This is a genomic window from Idiomarina sp. OT37-5b (assembly GCF_002968395.1).
Lineage (GTDB): Bacteria > Pseudomonadota > Gammaproteobacteria > Enterobacterales > Alteromonadaceae > Idiomarina > Idiomarina aquatica.
The window spans coordinates 295,769-316,530 of the sequence record NZ_CP027188.1 but is presented as its reverse complement, the minus strand read 5'-3'; the positions used below and the strand labels follow the sequence as shown (position 1 = coordinate 316,530).

The 20,762-nt window shown below is 50.9% G+C and carries 12 protein-coding genes; 1 reads left to right on the top strand and 11 read right to left on the bottom strand.

Annotation, left to right across the window (positions count from 1 at the left end):
• Window positions 1-2: 2 nt before the first annotated feature.
• Window positions 3-1,349 (bottom strand): metalloprotease PmbA, encoded by a 1,347-nt coding sequence (gene pmbA, locus C5610_RS01495; RefSeq protein WP_105305558.1) that lies wholly within the window; start codon window positions 1,347-1,349, stop codon window positions 3-5.
• An 84-nt stretch (window positions 1,350-1,433) separates the two neighbouring features.
• On the opposite strand from pmbA, the gene yjgA reads away from it, so the two are divergent.
• Window positions 1,434-1,961 (top strand): ribosome biogenesis factor YjgA, encoded by a 528-nt coding sequence (gene yjgA, locus C5610_RS01490; protein WP_105305557.1) that lies wholly within the window; start codon window positions 1,434-1,436, stop codon window positions 1,959-1,961.
• Window positions 1,962-1,976: 15 nt separating this feature from the next.
• On the opposite strand, the gene tldD is transcribed toward yjgA, so the two are convergent.
• From tldD to C5610_RS01440, 10 genes are all read right to left on the bottom strand, one after another.
• Window positions 1,977-3,422: a metalloprotease TldD gene (tldD, locus tag C5610_RS01485; protein ID WP_105305556.1), complete on the bottom strand. Its 1,446-nt coding sequence runs from the start codon at window positions 3,420-3,422 to the stop codon at window positions 1,977-1,979.
• A 12-nt stretch (window positions 3,423-3,434) separates the two neighbouring features.
• Window positions 3,435-4,271, bottom strand: a complete 837-nt coding sequence (locus tag C5610_RS01480) for a carbon-nitrogen hydrolase family protein (RefSeq protein WP_262339950.1) — start codon at window positions 4,269-4,271, stop codon at window positions 3,435-3,437.
• The gene (locus C5610_RS01475; protein WP_105305555.1) at window positions 4,225-8,118 is read right to left on the bottom strand and encodes a YhdP family protein; all 3,894 of its coding nucleotides are present in this window, start codon (window positions 8,116-8,118) and stop codon (window positions 4,225-4,227) included. Before C5610_RS01475 ends, C5610_RS01480 begins: the two co-directional genes overlap by 47 nt.
• Window positions 8,118-9,584, bottom strand: a complete 1,467-nt coding sequence (gene rng, locus C5610_RS01470) for a ribonuclease G (protein WP_105305554.1) — start codon at window positions 9,582-9,584, stop codon at window positions 8,118-8,120. Before rng ends, C5610_RS01475 begins: the two co-directional genes overlap by 1 nt.
• Before the next feature lie 11 nt (window positions 9,585-9,595).
• Entirely contained in the window at window positions 9,596-10,174 is a 579-nt protein-coding gene (locus C5610_RS01465) for a Maf family protein (protein ID WP_105305553.1), read from the bottom strand.
• Window positions 10,174-10,653, bottom strand: coding sequence for a rod shape-determining protein MreD (gene mreD, locus C5610_RS01460; protein WP_105305552.1), 480 nt, complete (start codon window positions 10,651-10,653; stop codon window positions 10,174-10,176). Before mreD ends, C5610_RS01465 begins: the two co-directional genes overlap by 1 nt.
• Window positions 10,646-11,506 (bottom strand): rod shape-determining protein MreC, encoded by an 861-nt coding sequence (gene mreC, locus C5610_RS01455; RefSeq protein WP_105305551.1) that lies wholly within the window; start codon window positions 11,504-11,506, stop codon window positions 10,646-10,648. The genes mreD and mreC overlap by 8 nt, the downstream gene beginning before the upstream one ends.
• 43 nt (window positions 11,507-11,549) lie before the next feature.
• Window positions 11,550-12,593: a rod shape-determining protein gene (locus tag C5610_RS01450; protein ID WP_105305550.1), complete on the bottom strand. Its 1,044-nt coding sequence runs from the start codon at window positions 12,591-12,593 to the stop codon at window positions 11,550-11,552.
• 58 nt (window positions 12,594-12,651) lie between these two features.
• Window positions 12,652-14,523, bottom strand: a complete 1,872-nt coding sequence (locus C5610_RS01445; protein ID WP_105305549.1) for a formylglycine-generating enzyme family protein — start codon at window positions 14,521-14,523, stop codon at window positions 12,652-12,654.
• 190 nt (window positions 14,524-14,713) lie between these two features.
• The gene (locus tag C5610_RS01440; protein ID WP_105305548.1) at window positions 14,714-20,479 is read right to left on the bottom strand and encodes a DUF6701 domain-containing protein; all 5,766 of its coding nucleotides are present in this window, start codon (window positions 20,477-20,479) and stop codon (window positions 14,714-14,716) included.
• Window positions 20,480-20,762 lie beyond the last annotated feature (283 nt).

Below are 20,762 nucleotides of genomic sequence, written 5' to 3'. Positions count from 1 at the left end.
CGTTAAACACCGGCAATTCGTAATTCATCCAGTAACACCGACCCGGTATGCAGCGCGTGCCGGGTGTCTGTGTCATTGCCAATAGCAACAATATTGCGCAACATATCTTTCAGGTTACCGGCAATGGTAATCTCTTCCACCGGATACTGTATTTCACCGTTTTCTACCCAGAAACCGGCGGCTCCGCGTGAATAGTCGCCATTCACCAGGTTCACACCCTGCCCCATGAGTTCGGTGACCAGCAGACCTTTACCCATTTGCTGGCACAGTTGCTGTAACGATTTATCCGAGTGGGTCATACGCCAGTTATGGATACCGCCGGCATGCCCGGTAGGCGTGCGATCCAGCTTTCGGGCTGCGTAACTGGTCAGCAGGTAAGTTTGCAGTACGCCGGCTTTAATGATGTCCTGCTTGCGAGTTGCTACTCCTTCATTATCAAACGGCGTGCTTGCCAGCCCACCAACCAAATGAGGGTCTTCCGTGATGGTTAGCCACTCGGGTAAGATGGTTTCTCCCAGCGCGTCCAATAGGAAGCTCGACTTACGGTACAGGTTGCCCCCACTGATGGCGGCAATCATATGGCCAAACAGACTGCTCGCGACGTCGGCACGGAAAATTACCGGTACCTTCGCCGTATCAATCTTACGCGCACCCAGTCGCGCCAACGTTTCTTCGGCCGCTTGCTCAGCAACCTGTTCAGCGGCCAGCAAGTCGTCCGTGCGGCGGGCGACGGTATAGCTCATGTCTCGCTGCATTTTACCGTCTTGCTCTGCAATCAGCACACAGCTGAGATTCTGCCGTGACTGCAGATAACCGCCGATAAAGCCGTGGCTGTTGCCGTAAACTTTAAAGCCACTGTGTGAACCATAGTGGGCGCCGTCTGAGTTGATAATCCGTTTATCCAGAGTTAACGCGTGTCGCTCGCACCGTAGCGCTTGTTCAATAGCATACTCGGGACTTTGGTCGCCCGGATGGCAAAGCTCAAGCTCAGGGTATTCGAACGCCATCAGTTCCTTCGGTGCTAACCCGTTATAAGGATCTGCGGAGGTGTGACGGGCGATTTCGCAGGCTTTATTAACCGCAGCACGAATCGCCTCGGTCGACAAATCGGTGGTCGACGCCGAGCCCTTCTGATGATCGCGGTAGACCGTAATGCCCAGTGCGCCATCCTGGTTAAACTCAACGGTTTCAACCTCACCCATGCGAGTACCCACCGAAATTCCCGAGCTCTTGCTGATCGAACATTCTGCATCGCTCGCGCCAAGCTGGCGAGCAATATCTAACGCCTCGGAAACGGCCTGCTTCACTTGCCCAAGCTGTTGCTCTAGTTGTTCGCGTTGTAATTTCAAAAAGCTCTCCTTAAACCGCTACCGGCTTGGTAGCGAAAACTGCTAAACTTAGTCTTCATTCATAACCTGTGTACTGCACTACTCATGACCAAGCACACTTCTGATGCCAACGATGGCCAACACGACGACGAGTCGTTTGTCAGTAAGTCCCAGATCAAACGCGAAATGGACGCGTTGCAGGATCTTGGCAAAGAACTGATCCAGTTGACCGATACCCAACTCAAAACCATCCCGTTAGATGACGAGTTGCGCGATGCTTTGCTGCTGGCCCGACGCATTCGGAACAAGCACGAAGGCTACCGTCGCCAATTGCAGTTTATCGGCAAACTGATGCGCCAGCGTGACCCACAGCCAATTAAAGAGGCATTGGCCGAATTGCAAGGACGTCACCAGCAGGCTACCGCCCAGTTTCATCACATTGAGCAATGGCGTGACCGCATTCTGGCTGAGGGCGCCAGCGCTATTGATGAACTGTGCCAACAGCAGCCCGAGGCTGACCGAGCACAGTTGCTGTCGTTATACGCTGAACACCTGCAACAGCAGCAACACAATAAGCCGCCAATGGCATCGCGTCGCATCTTTGTCGAACTGCGTAAGTTGATGAGCCGCTGAGCGGCTCATCCTCCGTTATTCGGTGCCGCCGACCGTCATTGCGTCCAGTTTGAGTGTCGGCTGGCCAACGCCAACCGGCAGACTCTGACCGTCTTTACCACACACGCCAACCCCTTCGTCCAGTTCCAGGTCATTTCCGACCATGGACACTTGAGACATGGCATCCGGGCCATTACCAATCAGCGTCGCGCCTTTAATCGGTGTCGTAATCTTGCCGTTTTCAATTAAATAGGCTTCCGACGCCGAAAACACAAACTGACCGGAGGTAATATCCACCTGACCACCGGCAAAATGTGGCGCATAAATACCGCGCTTAACACTGGCGATGATCTCTTCCGGCTCGTGTTCGCCCGGTAACATATAGGTGTTGGTCATGCGCGGCATTGGCAAATGCGCGTAACTTTCCCGACGCCCGTTACCGGTTAACGGCATATTCATCAAGCGCGCGTTCATCTTGTCCTGCATGTAGCCTTTGAGAACGCCTTTTTCAATCAACACGTTGTAGCCGCTTTCCGTGCCCTCGTCGTCGATGGTCATCGAACCCCGACGGTCGCTGAGGGTGCCGTCGTCGACAATGGTGCACAGCTCCGACGCTACTTTCTGACCAATTTTGCCGGAGTAGGCCGAAGATCCTTTGCGGTTAAAGTCCCCTTCCAGCCCGTGACCCACAGCTTCGTGCAACAACACACCGGGCCAGCCGGCCCCTAACACCACGGGCATCGTCCCCGCAGGTGCCGGCACGGCTTCCAGATTAACCAATGCCTGACGTACCGCTTCTTCGGCAAATTTCTGCCAGCGAGGCTTACCGTCCTGCAGCAGAAAATAATCATACCCGACACGCGCGCCGCCGCCAGCGCTACCACGCTCACGGCGACCGTCCTGTTCAGCAATCACACTGCAGTTCAGTCTCACCAACGGCCGCACATCGGAAGCCAAGGTACCATCGGTAGCGGCAACCGTAACGTCATCGTAACTAGCCGATAAACTCACCACCACTTGTGAAACTCGTGGATCTTGCGCGCGTGCGTGCGCATCCACTTGCTTAAGCAACGCGATTTTTTCGCTTTCATTGAGCGACGTCAGCGGATTAATGCCTTGATAGCGCGGCGTGATAGCACGCGATGACAGTGCTTTCACCTGTTTACTCTGTCCCTGTCGGACAATACCGCGTGCCGCTTCGCACGTGCGTGAAAGCGCCTGCTCCGTTATCTCATCGGCGTACGCAAAACCGGTTTTTTCACCGTGTACTGCACGCACACCCATACCGGTTTCGATATGGTAAGCACCATCTTTGATGATTCCGTCTTCCAGCACCCAGGACTCATTGACGCTGTTTTGCAGATAAATGTCTGCGAAATCAATGTCGCCGGTATAGAGTTTGCCAAGTGCGGCCTGGAGTTGGTCTTCACCAATACCCCACTGGCTTAACCACGCCAGTGAGGGTTGACTGTTATTTGTCATGAAACCTCTTTATTACTGCGTTAACGCGACCTTTAAACGACTTTGCTCTGCCACCGGCATTTGTTGCCGGATCTCAGCAAGCCGAGCTCGCTCAAACGGGGCACTGATAACCCCTTCACCCTGCGCTCGTTCGGCCTGAATTTCGCCCCAGGGATCGACGATCAGTGAATGTCCATAGGTTTTCCGGCCGTTAGCATGTTCACCAACCTGCCCAGGCGCAACCACATAAACTTGTTGTTCGATGGCTCGGGCGCGCACCAGCGTGTGCCAGTGCGCCGCTCCCGTCACCTGAGTAAACGCCGACGGCAGGGCAATAATATCGGCGCCGGCCTGTCGCAGCGCCTTAAATAACTCAGGAAAACGAACATCATAACATACCGCCATACCGACCACAGCAAAGCCACAGTCGATGGTAACAATCGAGCCGCCCGGTTTCGTCCATTTGGACTCCCGATACTGACGGGTGTTATCAGCGACATCGACATCAAACAGATGGATTTTATCGTAACGACCAATCCGTTGGCCTTGCGGATCGTAGGCCAGGGATGCAGCAGCAAAGCGTTCACCGGCCTGCAACGGAATGGTGCCACCAATCAGGTATACCCCATAGTGTTTCGCTAATTGCGCTAAGCGCTTCTGCACCGGGCCGTCGTTGTCAGGCTCAGCCATCGCCAATTGCGCGCGATCGCCTGCGCCAAAACAGCTAAAAGCCTCCGGCAGTACCACCAGTTGTGGCCGTTGTGAAGGCAGCTGTTGCAGCCAATGTTCGACACGTTCCAGGTTTTGCTCGGGCGTTTCGCGGCTACTTAACTGAACCGCCGTCAGCAGAGGTTGCGTTTGTTGGTTCACTCGGTTGGTCCTCCTGCGGGATATCAAGCTCCGGAATATCAACCGGGCGACTGTTGCGATCCACTTCGGTCACAACGGGTTCGCTAATGGTGCCGGTCACTTGATAACGTAACTGTGAAATAACTTCGGCGTCCTGCAATACCTTATCAATGAGCAAGGCGGCAAGTCCACTGGGCGGGTTCACCATCCAGGCAAGGATAACCGGTAAGCTGGAAGTCACCTTGGGCGCGTAGGTCAATTGATAGTTTAATTCTTCGGTCACCAGGTTGGTGGTGCCTTTGATTTCCATATTACCGGCCGAGCCGAGCATTTGGGTATCGTTGGTGGTCGCCACACCATTAGCCACCTGCACGCTACCTGACAAGTTAGTATAGAACATACCTTGAGAGAAGATATCACGGAAATCGAGGGTCAGCTTACGCAAAATACCGTCTAAACTCAGTAACGAAAACAGTCGTGCGCCACCATCGCTGACTTCGGCAAGATAGCCCTGACCTAACTCCCAACTCATCGAACCACCGAGGCTGTCAAAATCCAGTTGATGCGGATGTCCGTCCCAGTTGAGTCCAAACTCAATCTCCGCAGCGCTGTCGCGAATCGCCGTTTCCAACCCATACTCTCGTAACAGATCACCAAAATCTTCGCTGCTGAGTTGGCCGCTGATTTGGGTATGAGGCTTACCATCATCAACCAGCCAATAACCAGAGCTATTGATTTGTGAATTATTGCTGCGCGCGCTGAGGTTTGATAATTCGACCCCACCTTTCACCGGCTTTAACTGCGCCCGCACATCGACGAAGCTCTTATCGTCAAGTTTACAGGTTTTACAGTTAACGTTAATGGCCGGTAACCGCGTCACCCACTGCCACTCGCCTTCCGACTCGCGAACGGGATTATCCGTACCGCCATCTAACTCAGAGGAAAGCTGTACAAAATCCGCATCCACTTCAATGGGGCTTTCTATAAAGTCTTCCGGGATACGGATTTCTAAGGCCAAATCATTGGCAAATACTCGACCATTCCAAACCGTATTGTCAGGCCATATTTCAAATTCCGCGTCGGCAAACTGCTGTCCGGCCCACATCAACAATGGCGTTGTAACCGTAATATAGTCCGGCGCCAACGGCGGTATCGACGAGCCTTCAGCGGTATCATCGGTACCGTCATCGCTCTGTTGCATGAAATAAACCAAATCGTACCATTCACCAATATTAACCTGGGGTAAAACCGCTGAGATCACGAAGGCGCCTCGCCCCTGCGCCAATGTTGCCCGTTGCGAAGAGGGTTGCTCACCCAGCACCAGGCTAGCCTGCTGCCATTCAGCAACACCCGGTTGCCAACGACTGGACCAGTCCAACCGGTCGTCGACATTGACGTCCAGTTGCAGTTGCCCGGGGTCTCCGCTCAGGTTCAACTGCAACTGCCAGTTTTCGCCAAAGTCTTTCGCTAACGGTGCCGGCAAGTTCGATTCCAGCCCGGTCAAGTCGTATTGTGAAGTCCAGTCGACGTTAACTTGGTCACCCAATAATAATTCCAACTCACCGGTACCGTTGATGGCACCATAAAAATATTTCTGCCAACCGTCACTCGGTAAATTCTCCAGTAATGGCTCTAATTGCCAATCAATCGCCGTAGAAACGGTTAGTAAGTAGTCACCATCTTTGTTATTGCCGACAATTTCAGTGTTAATCGGACGCCCGTACCAGTTCATGATGAGATCACGGGTACTTACCTGCGCATTATCAATCATCAATGTGCCACGCTTCACGGCAAAGTTTTGATCGATCGCGGTCACATAAAAGGCTTGCCCGGCCAGATCGGCTCGCACCGACACATCGACATCCCGGGAGCCGTCGAAAGGAATATCCAGGCGAAAGTCACCTTTAATCGCTGACCTCGGTTGCACCTGAGTTAAGGTTTCTGCTATCGACTGCAATGGCGACGCATCAAAGACCGGTTTCAAGCTGCCGGCCTCCGCACTGACTGAACTTTGCAACTGCAGCCCGCGGCCGCCGTCAGTCAGATCGGGAATTTTTGCACTGACCGCGTCCACCGTGACGTCCATAAGCTGACCGGCGTCGCTGAACATAAACAGCCCGTGCTGGTAAAAATCAAGCCGTAGAGGCGTGTCCTGCAGCATCGGCCAATCGGCCTGAAACTGATAATCCAACCCTGCGAAGTCAACGCGGGCATTAAATACGCCGGCCATGTCATCATCGGGGAAGTGTTGCAGAGGGCCACGCCAGAGCACCTCCAGACCACGAATGTCACCAGCCACTAATGATTCGTTCAGATAGTTGCGAACGCCCTCGCCCATGGCACGCGGCAATAAATCACGTGCTGTAGCCACCGCGAATGATTGTTCAGCCGTCGCTAACAATGCAATGCTGGGGGTGTCATCACCCACTTGCTTAAGGCGACCCTGAAGTTGCAGAGCTAAATCCCCCAACTGCCACTGTCCGTCACCCAATTCAAATTGCCAGCCAGCGTCATCGTGATTCCAGTTGCCCGTTAAGCTGAACGCCTGCTGTTGCCAAATTGCAGCGTCCGATAAGCGGCTACTGGACAGCTGAAATTCATCGGCCTGTGCCGACCAATAACCGCGCTCATCGTTATGCCCTGCGACGGTAACAGCTATCGGCGAAAACGACGGCAGTTGCTCATCGCCGTCACTTTGAATACTGTCACTGTGTACCAGCCAGTCCCAATCTCCTTCGGCGTCGCGCATAACCTTAGCGTCAACAAAAGCCTGGGTGCCGGCATTGATTTGCTGTTCGATTACGCCGCGGGTGTCGGGCAATAGTAATGGCACGAACGGTGCCAGATCATGAATGGGAATACGTCGTGCTGAGAGTTGATGTTGTTGCTGGCTACTTTGCCAGGCAATCAGCGGCAGCTCGATTTGCTGTTCATTAATTTCCAGCGTCATTGGCAACACATTCAACAACCAACCCTGCTGGCGAGGCTGAATCGCAATTTGTCCTTGCGCAATGTGCAACTGCAGATCTTGCTCGTTAATACGAGCCGCCACGACGTTATCGCGCAACTGCAGCAGACCACTGGAAATATTGCCGTCGACCAGCGTCAACCAACTGGTGAAGTTCACTTTAGACTCGGTGATATCCACATTAGACAGCTGTTGTTCCAGCCATGGGCTGATATCAATCTGCCTTGAATCGACGTAAAACTGACCGTTGACGGTGCTGAGATCATTGCCATCCAGCTTGATGATGAAGTCGAGACTATTGCGGGTAAAGTCACGCACCCGGAATTGGCCAATCCCCTGGTGCTGGCGACCACGATTGAGCCAGGACAGCCGCTCAATCACAATCGAACGACGATTTCCGGCAAGATTAATGACGTTGAGCTCGCTCTCGGTTAATGAGAAACGCTCGAGCTGCTGCAGAAATAGACTTTCCAGCGTGTCTAAATTTAGCGCTTCACTGTCCTGCGCCTGCAAGCCCCGCAAATCAATGTCGATGGTCGCCTGATTTAAAATAAATTCCTGTGCTACCAATTGCTGCTGCAGCAGTGACTGCCAGAAATCCAGTACCACCGATACCTGACCCACATCCACTTGTACCGGCGAATCGGTTTGTCCGGCCAATTGAATGCCGGTTACGTCGAGCGCCGGTCCTTGCCGGTGCCACGACATCGCTAACGAGGAAATTTCAATCGGTTGCTGCAAACGCGCTTCGAGTTGCGCTTCCAATTGTTCAGAAACGTCCGGTATATGCGGTAATGCATAGCGCAATGCACTCATCAGCACAGCCGCAAGCACCAGAACAATGGCAAGTGAAAGCCACAGTTTGTTCAACAACCACAATAAACCTTTACTCGCGGACACTACATCATCACCACATCAAATTGCTCTTGGTTATAGAGCGTTTCAGTTTGTATGGTTATTTGACGCGAAACAAACAGCTCAAGTTCAGCCAGTGCGTGAGATTCTTCATTAAGTAGCGCTTCGCTCACCGCCGCCGAGGCGTAAACGACAAATTTATCGGCGTCATAGGCCTTGTGCACACGGACGATTTCGCGCATGATTTCATAGCAGACCGTTTCGACGGTTTTCATTGAACCACGACCGCGGCACACCGGACACTCACCACACAAGACATGTTCTAAGCTTTCGCGCGTGCGCTTACGAGTCATTTCGACTAAGCCGAGGGTGGTAAAGCCATTAATCGACGTTTTTGCCCGATCTTTTGCCAATGCCTGCTCCAGGCTGTGCAACACACGGCGTTTATGTTCATCGTTCTGCATATCGATAAAATCGATAATAATGATACCGCCGAGATTGCGTAGCCGCAGCTGTCGTGCGATCGCCTGAGTGGCTTCGATGTTGGTGTTAAAAATGGTTTCTTCGAGATTACGATGACCAACAAAAGCCCCCGTGTTGATATCAATCGTGGTCATGGCCTCAGTCTGGTCAATGATCAACGAACCACCGGACTTAAGATCCACCCTTCTGTCCAGCGCACGCTGAATTTCATTTTCGATATCAAATAAATCAAAAATTGGCCGGTCACCGGTGTAGTACTCCAGCACCGAGCTGAGTTCGGGAATAAAGTCCTTGGTGAACAACTTGAGCTGTTCCAGCGTGGTTCGGGAGTCAACCCGGATCCGCTCTATCTGCTCGCCGACAAAGTCTCTCAACACCCGGCAACACAGGTTTAAATCTTCATACAGCACGCCAACTTTACGTTGCGCCTTTTTGCGCTTCTTTATTTGTTGCCATAATCGTGTCAGAAACTCTGCATCGCCCTTTAACGCGGCCTCTTCGGCACCTTCAGCGGCGGTACGCACAATGAAATAACCATCCTCATTACTGAGCGACTCGGCAAGGCTGCGCAAACGCTCGCGCTCGTCAGCGTCATCAATACGTTGTGACACGCCGACGTGTGAACTCTGCGGCATGAACACCAGATAACGGGATGGCAGTGTGATATCCGTGGTCAGGCGAGCGCCTTTAGTGCCCAGCGGATCCTTTACCACCTGCACCATGATGTGCTGCCCCTGATGGACCAATGAGGTAATATTGGGTTCGCTGCGTTCTGCGCGCTCAATGGCATCACCATCAATACTGGTGACGATATCCGACGCATGCAGGAACGCGGCCTTATCCAGCCCAATATCAACGAACGCGGCTTGCATCCCCGGCAACACCCGCGACACCTTGCCCATATAAATATTGCCTACCAAGCCACGCTTAACCTGGCGCTCGATATGAACTTCCTGCAAGATGCCATTTTCGACGAGCACAACGCGACTTTCTGTGGGCGTCACATTCATCAACACTTCGACACTCATCGCGCTCCCCTTTAACTGTTCGCAACGGCCGACAATAATTGGTCGGTTTCATATAATGGCAAGCCAACAACTGCAGTATAACTGCCATTGATGCGTTTCACGAATCGCGCTGCACCACCCTGAATGGCGTAACCGCCAGCTTTGTCCTGCGGCTCTCCGGTATTCCAGTAGTGCTCTAACTGCTGGTCATTGATGGCACCTAATTCGACATCGGTGACCACTTCCAGGACCTGTTCACGCTTTATCTGCCGACCATCAGTAACAACCACGGCAACGGCGGTACGCACCTGATGTACGTGCCCGGCAAGCTGTCCTAACATCTGCTTAAAATGCGGCTTGTCGAGTGGTTTTTCCATCACCTCACCGGCGTAATCGATGAGTGTATCGCTACCAATCACCAGCGCTGTGTCGTCCAACTGCCCGGCAACATAGCGCGCCTTATCGAGCGCCAGTCTCTGTACGTAAGCCGACGGTGTTTCATCGGCATGACGCCGTTCTTCGATGTGTGACGGCAACACCTCAAACTGGGCGCAAATCTGCTTTAATAACTGCGCCCGCCTAGGCGAAGCCGATGCCAGGACAATCCTCATTAGGCCACCTTAAAGTGCCGACGAATTTTGCGTAACAATGGAAACAGCCACAGCCAGAAGACCGCAGAAGTAAACGCCGGCCAAAAGTAACTGGCGGTAAACTCAGCATCATGAATGAACACGTTAGCCTGAAACACAATCATCCGTTTTAACAAGATCAGAAACGCCACCAGAATGGCCTGCTGCGGTAACGAGAAGTTGCGGAAACGCTGGAAATGACGAGCCACGAAATAGGTAACCACCACCATACCAAGCGCATGTACCCCAAGCACAGAGCCGAGCAAAATATCACTGAGTACGCCCAGGATCAGCGCGGTGCCCATGTTCACACGGTGTGGAATCGCCAGTACCCAATACAGTAGTACCAGCGTCACCCAGTCTGGACGAAAGGTATCAAACGCTGCCGGCATCGGCATCACCATCAATACCAGCGCCACCAGATAGGTTAATATCAGCGTAAAGGTTCCGTGCTTAAGCATCTGGCTGATCCTCATAGATGGGCTGCTGTTGATCGTCACTGCGCCACAGCAACAACACATTTCGAACACGGTCGAGAGCCGAAATAGGATCCGCCTGAACCTGTGCAAACGGCAGCGATTCGTCACGCACGATGCTACGAATACGCGCGACCGGATAGCCCTCGGGGTAGACACCGCCCAGCCCGGAAGACACCAGCAAATCGCCTTCCTTCAGGCCGGTACTGTGGGGCACGAACATTAACTGCAGGCGACCAATCTCACCGGTGCCCTGTGCCAGCACGCGAATGTCACTGCGCTCCGAGCGTAGCGGAATGGCATGACTTTGGTCAGAAATTAACAACACCCGGGCGGTATTGCTGCCGACGTCCTGTACCTGACCGATGATACCGCGGTTATCGAGCACCGCCTGACCTTCGTAGACGCCATTCAGGGTGCCTTTATTGATCACTAATTGCTGACTGAATGGTTCCGATGCAACAGCGATTACCTCGGCAACCATACGCCGGTTTGGAACCCTTTGTTCGGAACCCAACAGCTCGCGCAGACGCTTATTTTCGTTGGTAATAAACTGAAATTGCTGCAATTGCCCCTGTAATTCCAGTAACTGCTTTTTCAGGCGTTGGTTTTCATCGCTGAGCTGATCCTGAGTTTTAATGCTTTCCGAAAAGCCACTCAAAATTTGCTCGGGCAGAATCGCCAAATATTGTACCGGCGTGACCAGTGAATTAAGGAACAAACGGACGGGTTGCATCGCTTGTAAGCGATGATCAATAAAGATCAATAAAAACGAACAGGCTAGTGCGAGCACTAGCCTGGATAACAGTGATGGGCCTCTGACAAATAATGTTTTCATCTTGGCGCTAGGTCACCTCGCATCGGTTGCATAAATCGCTCTGTTACTCGTAACTAAAGAGGTCACCACCGTGCATATCAATCATCTCGAGCGCTTTACCGCCACCGCGGGCCACACAAGTCAGTGGATCGTCCGCAATGATCACCGGAATCCCGGTTTCTTCCATCAACAGACGATCCAGATCTTTCAATAACGCGCCACCACCGGTCAGCACCATGCCACGCTCTGAAATGTCCGAAGCCAGTTCTGGCGGAGATTGTTCCAGCGCGACCATAACCGCACTGACGATGCCCATCAGTGGCTCCTGCAGCGCTTCAAGAATCTCATTGCTGTTGAGCGTGAACGAACGCGGCACGCCCTCGGCCAGGTTACGACCGCGCACTTCGATTTCTTTCAGTTCCTCGCCCGGGAAGGCTGAACCGATTTCGTGTTTGATGCGTTCTGCGGTTGCATCACCAATCAGCGCACCAAAGTTGCGGCGTACGTAGTTGATGATAGCTTCATCAAACTTATCACCACCAATGCGAACCGATGACGAATAAACAACGCCATTCAACGAGATGATGGCGACTTCGGTCGTACCACCACCGATATCGACAACCATTGAGCCGGTCGCTTCAGACACCGGTAAACCGGCACCAATAGCCGCAGCCATAGGTTCATCGATGAGGTACACTTCGCGTGCGCCAGCACCCAATGCCGATTCCCGAATCGCACGGCGCTCAACTTGTGTTGAGCCACAAGGAACACAGACTAATACTCGGGGGCTGGGACGAAAGTAATGACTGTCGTGTACTTGTTTAATGAAAAACTGCAGCATTTTCTCGCACACGTAAAAGTCTGCGATAACACCGTCTTTCATCGGGCGGATGGCTTTAATGTTGCCCGGCGTACGACCCAGCATCTGTTTCGCTGCCGCACCCACCGCGGCGATCGCCTTTGGACCGCCCGAGCGCTCTTGACGAATCGCAACGACAGAAGGTTCATTCAGGACGATGCCTTCGTCCTTAACGTAGATCAATGTGTTGGCGGTACCTAAGTCGATGGACAGGTCATTAGAAAAAAGGCCGCGAATTTTCTTAAACATGAAGCGGTAGATCCCTACTTAAAAAGCTAAAAACTGCAATGATAACGCAAGTCAGTACTTACTGCGCTCTTACCACACGAAAACCTATATAATTAGAGCTGAAATCCGCCGGAAGTTCCATCCGTGTCGAAACTCGCGCTAAACTGGGTGCAAAATTCCACGCACCACCACGGACGACAGAGCTCTGGTCAGACAGCGTCCATTCCCAGACGTTACCCACGGTATCAAATAATCCCCACGGGTTACGCTGAAAGCTGCCTACCGGCGCGGTACGCTGATTGGAGTAGTCCGAGCCACAGTTACGGCAGTTGGCTTTACCAAAACCGACGTCGTTGCCCCACCAAAAATCGGTTTCGGTACCCGCTCGCGCGGCATATTCCCACTGCACTTCGGTAGGAATCGTGTAGCTAAAGCCACTTTTCTGACTGAGCCATTGTGTATACGCCTGCGCGTCGTTCAAGCTCACACACACCACGGGCGAAGCGTCAGATTGAGCAAAACCGGCATTACGCCAGTTCAGGCTATCATCAAACTTCGGCATGCCATTTTCCAGCACCGCACAGCTGCCATTTTTCTCAGCTTCGGTCACATAGGCGGTGTCATTCACAAACTTACGGAAATCCGCAACGGTAATTTCAGTATCGGTAATGCCAAACGGACGTTCAATGGTTTCCGTCGTCGCAGGGCGTTCATTAGACATACCATTACCGGTTAAGTCGCCCATTTTGAAATTGCCCGATGGCATAACGACCAGCTCCGGGCCGCGAACATCCCGAAACAAGATATCCTGAATTTTTTCACCGCGCGTAAATGAGTACTCAGACTTTTCCAAGTCGGCACGAATCGACTGAGCGTCTTTTAAATTGATGGTTTGTGTGAACGCGGAGTAACCATACTTAATCACCTCGACTTCGTGTTCACCTCCCGGCAACATCACTTCGATAGGCGTTGAACCATAACTCACGCCATCAATGATCACTTCGTCGTCGTAGACATTCGAACGAATCGTCAACGGATGCATAATAGAACTGTCAACCGGCGCTTCAGCAACCGGTTGGTTACTCTCACTGCGCTTTACCGCACAGTACCGAACGTCGATATCAAGCAACGTACAAGCCTGCGACTGCGGCAATTGTCCGCGTAATTCAACACCCATTTTAACGCCATAATTACCCTGCCCGCTAAAGCCATCACTTACCGTCTTTGAGCCGAGAATTTGTACGTTTGGACTAACACGGTCAAGGTTATCACGCGCCAACTGAGACTCGGATAAATTCGACAAGGTCTGATCCAGGTATTGCTTTGACGCTTTCTGTTTAGCCAGCAATTTACCGCGGTTTTCGCACTGGCTGAGCGTTTCCTGACGGTCACAAACGATGGACTGGCTGACTTCCAGCTCACCCGTGCGGTTAAACTCTTCCTGTAAACGTTCAACTCGGGCAACGTTGCGCTGATCTTTCAACGTTTCAATTTCATTAATCAGGCTGTGTTTGCTAACCCGCGCTTCTTCCACCTCACGGCTTTTCGCACTGACCAGTTGCACCTGAGTCTTAATGTCTTCTTTATTTTGCTGATGCGCCATCACCGCTTCTTTATAAGCTTCCTGAGCGCCAGCAATATCAATGCTGGGGTCATCAACCAACTGCTGATAGCGGTGATTCATCTCTTCCAACGCCGTCTGCCGTTGCTGTTCGAGCGCATTGTTACGCTCGCGCAGAGACTGTAGCTGCTCTCTTAGCTGCTGCTCTTCTCGCTGCAAGGTCGCGACGGTATCAGAAAAATTTTCGTATTCTGTCTCTAAGGTCGCAATTTGGTTTGATATTTCTTCGACAGACATTTGCGTTGCGTCTGACTCCTGTTGAGCCAATGCTGTCGAGGCGAATGTCAAAGTAGAGGCCATTATCACGGCCAGTCGAGCCAATCGCATCATGTTCCCATTCCAAGCTTGAAAATAACTCAGCGGCAGTAAGCTGTTGCTGCGTCCGCGCTATTGTTATTGTAGTTTTATTGAACGTTCGTCAACGTCGCGCATTTGTAATCACTGTGCTTTATGCTATGTGCTTGTCAATAAAAGCGCAAGAGGGAATGTAGGATAATGACGACAAAGTGGTGAGATTCGATCACCATCCAACTTCCTGCCAGTAGATTTGGCGATCGGAGCCTTGATATATACCAAAGGTTGCTTCCGCCTGAGGATTATCGTTGTAATCACCATCATTATCTTCGTCGCTCTGCAGGTATCCGGGGACAACAAGTTCAAACATAAACTGCTGAACACCTGATACAGGCTGGCTTTCGTCTTCTAACCAGGCTAATTGTTCGTCCAGAGGTTCCGCGGGATTAAATAAATCGCCCTCATTAAGTAGTTGCTCACTACCGAGTTGTGGTTGAAGCAATGCGTCATAATCACTATCCAATAAATCATCATTCGCACTGCTTGCGCTAAAGCTCGAGCAATTATCAGTAGCGTAATGTACAAACTTCGTGCCGTCCCATACTTCCACACGGCCTTGTATAGAAAGCGGATCCGATGGTGGCCCAAACAGATTATCCAGAACAAAACGCGCAAATTTAAGCTCGATCGCATTATTATTTAATGGATAGTAACTGCGAGGTGCGCTGTTGTCGTTTAAGGCTACCGTTGATGTATCAATCAATGAGTAATAATTGCCGTTTTCACCGTCGTTGTATTGCACGCCCAGTCGGTAGCTATCGTATGGCCCTTCCGGTTGAGCCGGATCGGTCCTTTCATAGGTTACTTGGGGTTCTGCTGTAGCCAGGAACCTACCCTTTCCTTGTTCCCAATACAGCGCAACATCACTCTCAAGAAGTTGTCCATCGCTAGGCTGCGGTAGTGTATTACCGCCGTCATTAAAAGGATAAAACTCTAGGCCCGCCCCAGATTGGACATAGTTTGCAACATCGGAATCATAATTTCGTGTAACCACACCAGCGGCATTAACAGCGATAAATTCTGATGAGCTGTCCAGCAACTGAGGTTGCCCGATGTAAAAATAGCCGGCTCCTGCTTCACAGGTGGAAGCGAACCCTGAACTCGATACAGTAAACTGGTAAGGGATATAACGCCCCGGCATTATCGTTTGCGTAGGAGTTGCTTGCGGAGCATGGATACCCGCCAAGTAATCTCCTGAGGCAATTTCAGCAGTAAATACGGGGGAGCCGACTTCAGAGTAAACCACCTCTGACGATTGGGTTTTCCCATCTACCGGCTGGGGGAAACTATCTCCGCCTGCTAACGTACCAACTACCTCACCAACCTGATTAACCTCTGCACTGCCCCGAAGACGCAAAAGTTCCGGCTGCGACTCGTTACCAAAATTCGGCGTGACACTACCATCAGCATTTAATGCAGCCAACTCAACGGATATCGGTGTCCCTGCTCTAGCTATAATATCCGTTGAGAACGATTCGTTCGGATTGCTTATATTGGCGCCAATTGCAGCTGGTTGCCACACGAAAGACGGACTACTGTTCTCTATAGCTTTACCGTTAGGAAGCGTAGCGCTGGCGGTTAATAATACTTCGCCAACATCACCATAATCTAAAGCCAACTGCTCTTGGCTGTTATTAAAATCCACAGCGAGTGCGACATAACTTTCATCGGCCGGTAAATCAATACTGCCTTCACCGGAACTGACTGACATACTCGACTGCGGGAACTCTACCGTATCAGAGCACGTGCCCGGATCGAGACACCGGCGTCGTAGACTTACCATCGATACATCAGCGGCCGCCGCTTGGCACTGTAGCGTATTGGTATTCAACTCGACTAACTGAAGGAACAAATTATCGTAGGTTTCCCCGGCCACTTGCTTGGGGAACTCAGTATTGTTCAGTCCTGGACCATCGGTAAATAAAAAACCCACATCGCTAAAGGTTAGCTGACAGTTGCTTTCCTCGTTCCCATCAACGAAACAGCGGTATGGGTTATCTGCTGAGGGTTGCGCAGAATCAATCGCTACTTCGTAGCTACCGGCAGTATATTTCTGAACTTGTACCGAATCACTTCCAGAAAAAATAACCGGGTTCTCACTCCAACCATCGGCTCCCGTCGCGAGGCTTAAATCAACAGTACTACTTTCGCTAAACGTTGACGTGCAGTTGCTGTCTTCACACGCTTTAACCGTAACGGTAGCCCCGGTACAAGTAAGCGCAGATGCATTAAACTCGAGCCGGTAATGGTCTATCGCGGTCGGAATAAAAGACGCCTTTTCGGCGCATACCTGAATGTCATCAAATTCATGAATATTGGTAGAGCCACCGGTGCTACCGGTAAAGCTGATGGTAAAGTTTTCCGGGACATAAGGTTGTTGACCAAACTGGTTGTCGTAGATGTTAAAAGGCGGCACGATTTGTTGGTAACCCATCCCATCGTTAATATCACGTTCGACACTGACAATAGACTCTCCCGGAGTTCTTGAGTCAATACGAATACGATATTTATGACCTGGACCAACAGCGTTGGAGTTATCGTCAATGCCCGGTGACAACTCTCCTGAGTCCGTAAGGTAGTTATAGTTGGTCTCTTCGGCCCCCCTCAACACAACACGGTTGGGCCTCAAAGAGCCATCACTATAACCACCGACTCGACCTTCGGTAGCTCGGGAAAAGTTACCGAACTCGTCAAAACCAATGCCTAGCCAGCCGCCATTAAAACCGCTGTCGCCGTTATTGCGCTGGGCATAACCGAGAGAACCACCGTAACTGCCCGGAATGGCTTCCTCTTCGGCATCCGAGAACACCACCGCAATGCCATCAGCACCGGAACCACCGTAGGCATATAGCTTAAACTCCAGCTCAACCAGATTGTCCTCAGCGGGAAACGTGCCGTTTAATGTGATGGCTGTTGATTGATTGGTTTCCGCTTCAGTCAAACGTGCTCTGCCGTCCACAATTTGGGGTAGAAATGAGCCTGAAACGTTAGAACGACTCCATTCCTGGCCGAAAATTTCATTGCTGTCTAACGCTGACGTGTAACATTGTGGTGCAGCGCCTTCGCACAGCACCGTTTGTTGCTGAACTTGTTGAATTTCTGCCTGCGTCAATGCACGAGCAAAAATCGACAGTTCGTCAAGGTAACCCTGGAAATATCGACCGGAAGTATTCTGATCCGAACCTAGCTGTAGCGGATCGTTATTTAATCTTAACCCGCCGCCGTATGATGATGTGCCAGATGCGACGCCATTGATGAAAATCGTCTGCTCATTGTTGCGATATCGAATAGCAACATAGTTCCACTGATCCCGCTGTACTGCCGCTGTGCTGTTCAAGTCTCGCGCAGCGCCAGAGCTGGTTTGCCACCACCAATTGATACGCCCATCGGGTAAAACATGAAATTCATAATTTTCATCTTTTGACAGTACGGTCATCAATCCAGAATTTGGAAATTGCGTTGGCTTTATCCAAACACCGATAGTAAATTCATCATCCAAATCGAGCTCCGGCTGATCCTCAATTGCAAGGTACTGCTGACTGTTACGCTGGAAGTATCCGTAACCACAGGTACCAAGTCCGGTTACATCAGTAACTATGGCCGAGCCACTATCGGCCGGCTGATAGCTTACGCCATTATAACTGCGACCATTGAGGCCATTACCGCTACTGTCTGACACTTCGCCAGCGCTACCACCCCAAGGGCCGTCATTTAAACGCCAATTCAATAGAGGCTGTGGTGCTGATGGCGGCTCTGCGGCACAGAACTGTCCACCATCGAGTGGCGTCGAGGGTTGCTGATAAGTGATATCGGGACCATAAGTTAGATAGGAATCCAGCGCCGTCGAAACTCCCCCCACACTGAGTCCACCATTGATCACAATACGATTGTCCATATTGTTGGCATGGTAGTAGCGAAGATTTCCCTGAACGTATATGTACCCATTAATGCGAACATTTCGTTCGATGGTTAAGTCGCCCGTGATAATAAAGATCAGTTCACTCGGATCACCCGATGTATTGATCCGGCGTCCTGATTGTATCGTTAGGTCTCCGTCGATATAGACTCGTGAGGTTTCGCCATTAGTGTCGTAGTTTTCACCAACATCACCAAAATCACCTACCCGCAAATAATCTACCGGTTGAAGCTGCTGAGGTAATTGGTTTTGACTGGAATTATCGGGTAACTCAAACGGTTGCGGCTGGGTATTACCCGCATCATCAAATGCCGTTGGCCAGACCGCTGAACATTGCGCCAAGATCTGTGATGCACCACAATTGCGCGTGCGATTATACAGTTCCGAAACTTCCGCTGGCGTATACACGCCGGTCGCGACCGTTACTTCATCGATTTCTCCGACGAAACCGTTTGTACCGAACTGCTGGCCACCAATATAGAGATTCGGCTGACCACCAATGTTATTCAATTTAAAATTGGATGAAATAGTACGGGCCGCTACCTCTGTACCATTAATATAGAGCCTTAATTCACCCTCGCTGGCGTCAAATGTTGCCGCAAAATGTTGCCACTCATCGTTCAATAACTGAGGTTCGTTTTGCGACTGATCGCCATACTCAACGGCATAAAAATCGCCTTGGTTATTTCGCACTTCAAAGTTCATGCCACCACCATTGGCACGGCGATAGACCTCGAAACGCCCTTCATTACCGAGGGTCGGCCCTTCTCCTAAAACCAATAATGTTTGGTAGGACTCATTATTGCCATTCGGATCCTGTCGTTGACTCCCCCCCTTGAACCAGAGCGAAACACTGACCGAATCTGCTGAAGACAACGCCGACAAACGCGGGATTTGCACTTGGTTGGTACCATCAAAGGTGCCATAACGGCAGGTTCCAACGGTACCAGCAATCGCAGAAAGAAAGCCATTGGTATCTGCACTTCCAAGCGCTTCACCATGATTATTGTTCCCACTGGCATCAAGCACTTCATCCTCGTTACCCTGCCACTGTTGTTCATCAAAGTGCCAGTCACCGACTAATTCTGCATCATTTGAGCTTGGCCCCTCAAAGCATGGCCCCTCATTATCGTTGATGTCACATAATTCATCCGCATCGATGGAACCATTACCACAGGCATTAGGATTAGGTGATGAAACACAGGGGGCGTTAACATAGTCAGCATTAATTTCACCGTCATTTTGCAAATTTCCATCAACATTAACGTTGCCATTAATGATGCCTGACCCATTATTATTAACATTTCCCTCAACGTTGATATTGCCATTAATGGTACCGGTATTAACGAGATTACCAGTAGCAGTAATATCTCCTGTCAGTACTGTATTACTGCCGTTAACCGTTACATTAGTAGCAGTTATATCACCATTGATATCATTATTTTGTCCAAAAACTGCATTACCACCAATACTAATACTACTGTCACTGTTAATGGTGACATTATTGCCCGTAGTAAAATTACCAGTTATATCAACGTCCCCGTTAACGCTGCTGTTCTGACCAAGCGTAACATTACCTGTAACAACTAATCCGCCAGCTAAATCGGTATTATTCCCCGCATTTATGCTTCCACCCACATCCACGCTAGCATTGATGATGGTCGAATTGTTACCAGTATTGAGGTTGCCACCTACAATGAGAACTAAGTCATTGGCAGAACCAGAGGGGTTGATATCTGCACCGTTCAAATTCAGATCCCCACTAATGCGAAGTTCCAGAGGAACCTGACTGAGTGCTACTGCGTTATTATTGCCGTTAGGGAGATTCACATTACTCGGGCAGTTGATTACTCGAACCCCACTTTGGACTCCCAAATCAGCACAACTGGCGAAACTCGTACCATTTCGCCCCGCATCATCAGGAAGCAACTCTATTTTGTTTTGCGCCACACTAGAAAAAGATGCGAATAACGCTATTATGAAAAGTAACCGTAAGGTAGCGTTTACTATGTTCATGGTCGATTCCTAGTTTCAATTGCGACCTTACGTGAGAAATATCCTATTCCAGACTGGCACGAACCTACCGAAGTTAGTCGATAGTGCGTCGCAAATTTTTCATCATAGTTGCTAGCACTCTGATCATTAAATACTTTGCAGCTCACTTCGGCGCGACATTGCTGAAGCCCCTCTCCTCGGGCACTGAAATCATAAGTAAAGGTTTGACCATCGGTACAACCAGTAAAATTACCGCTAACTGGATAAAGTTCTAATGTAGCTTGTTGGAGTCCACTTTGCGCTG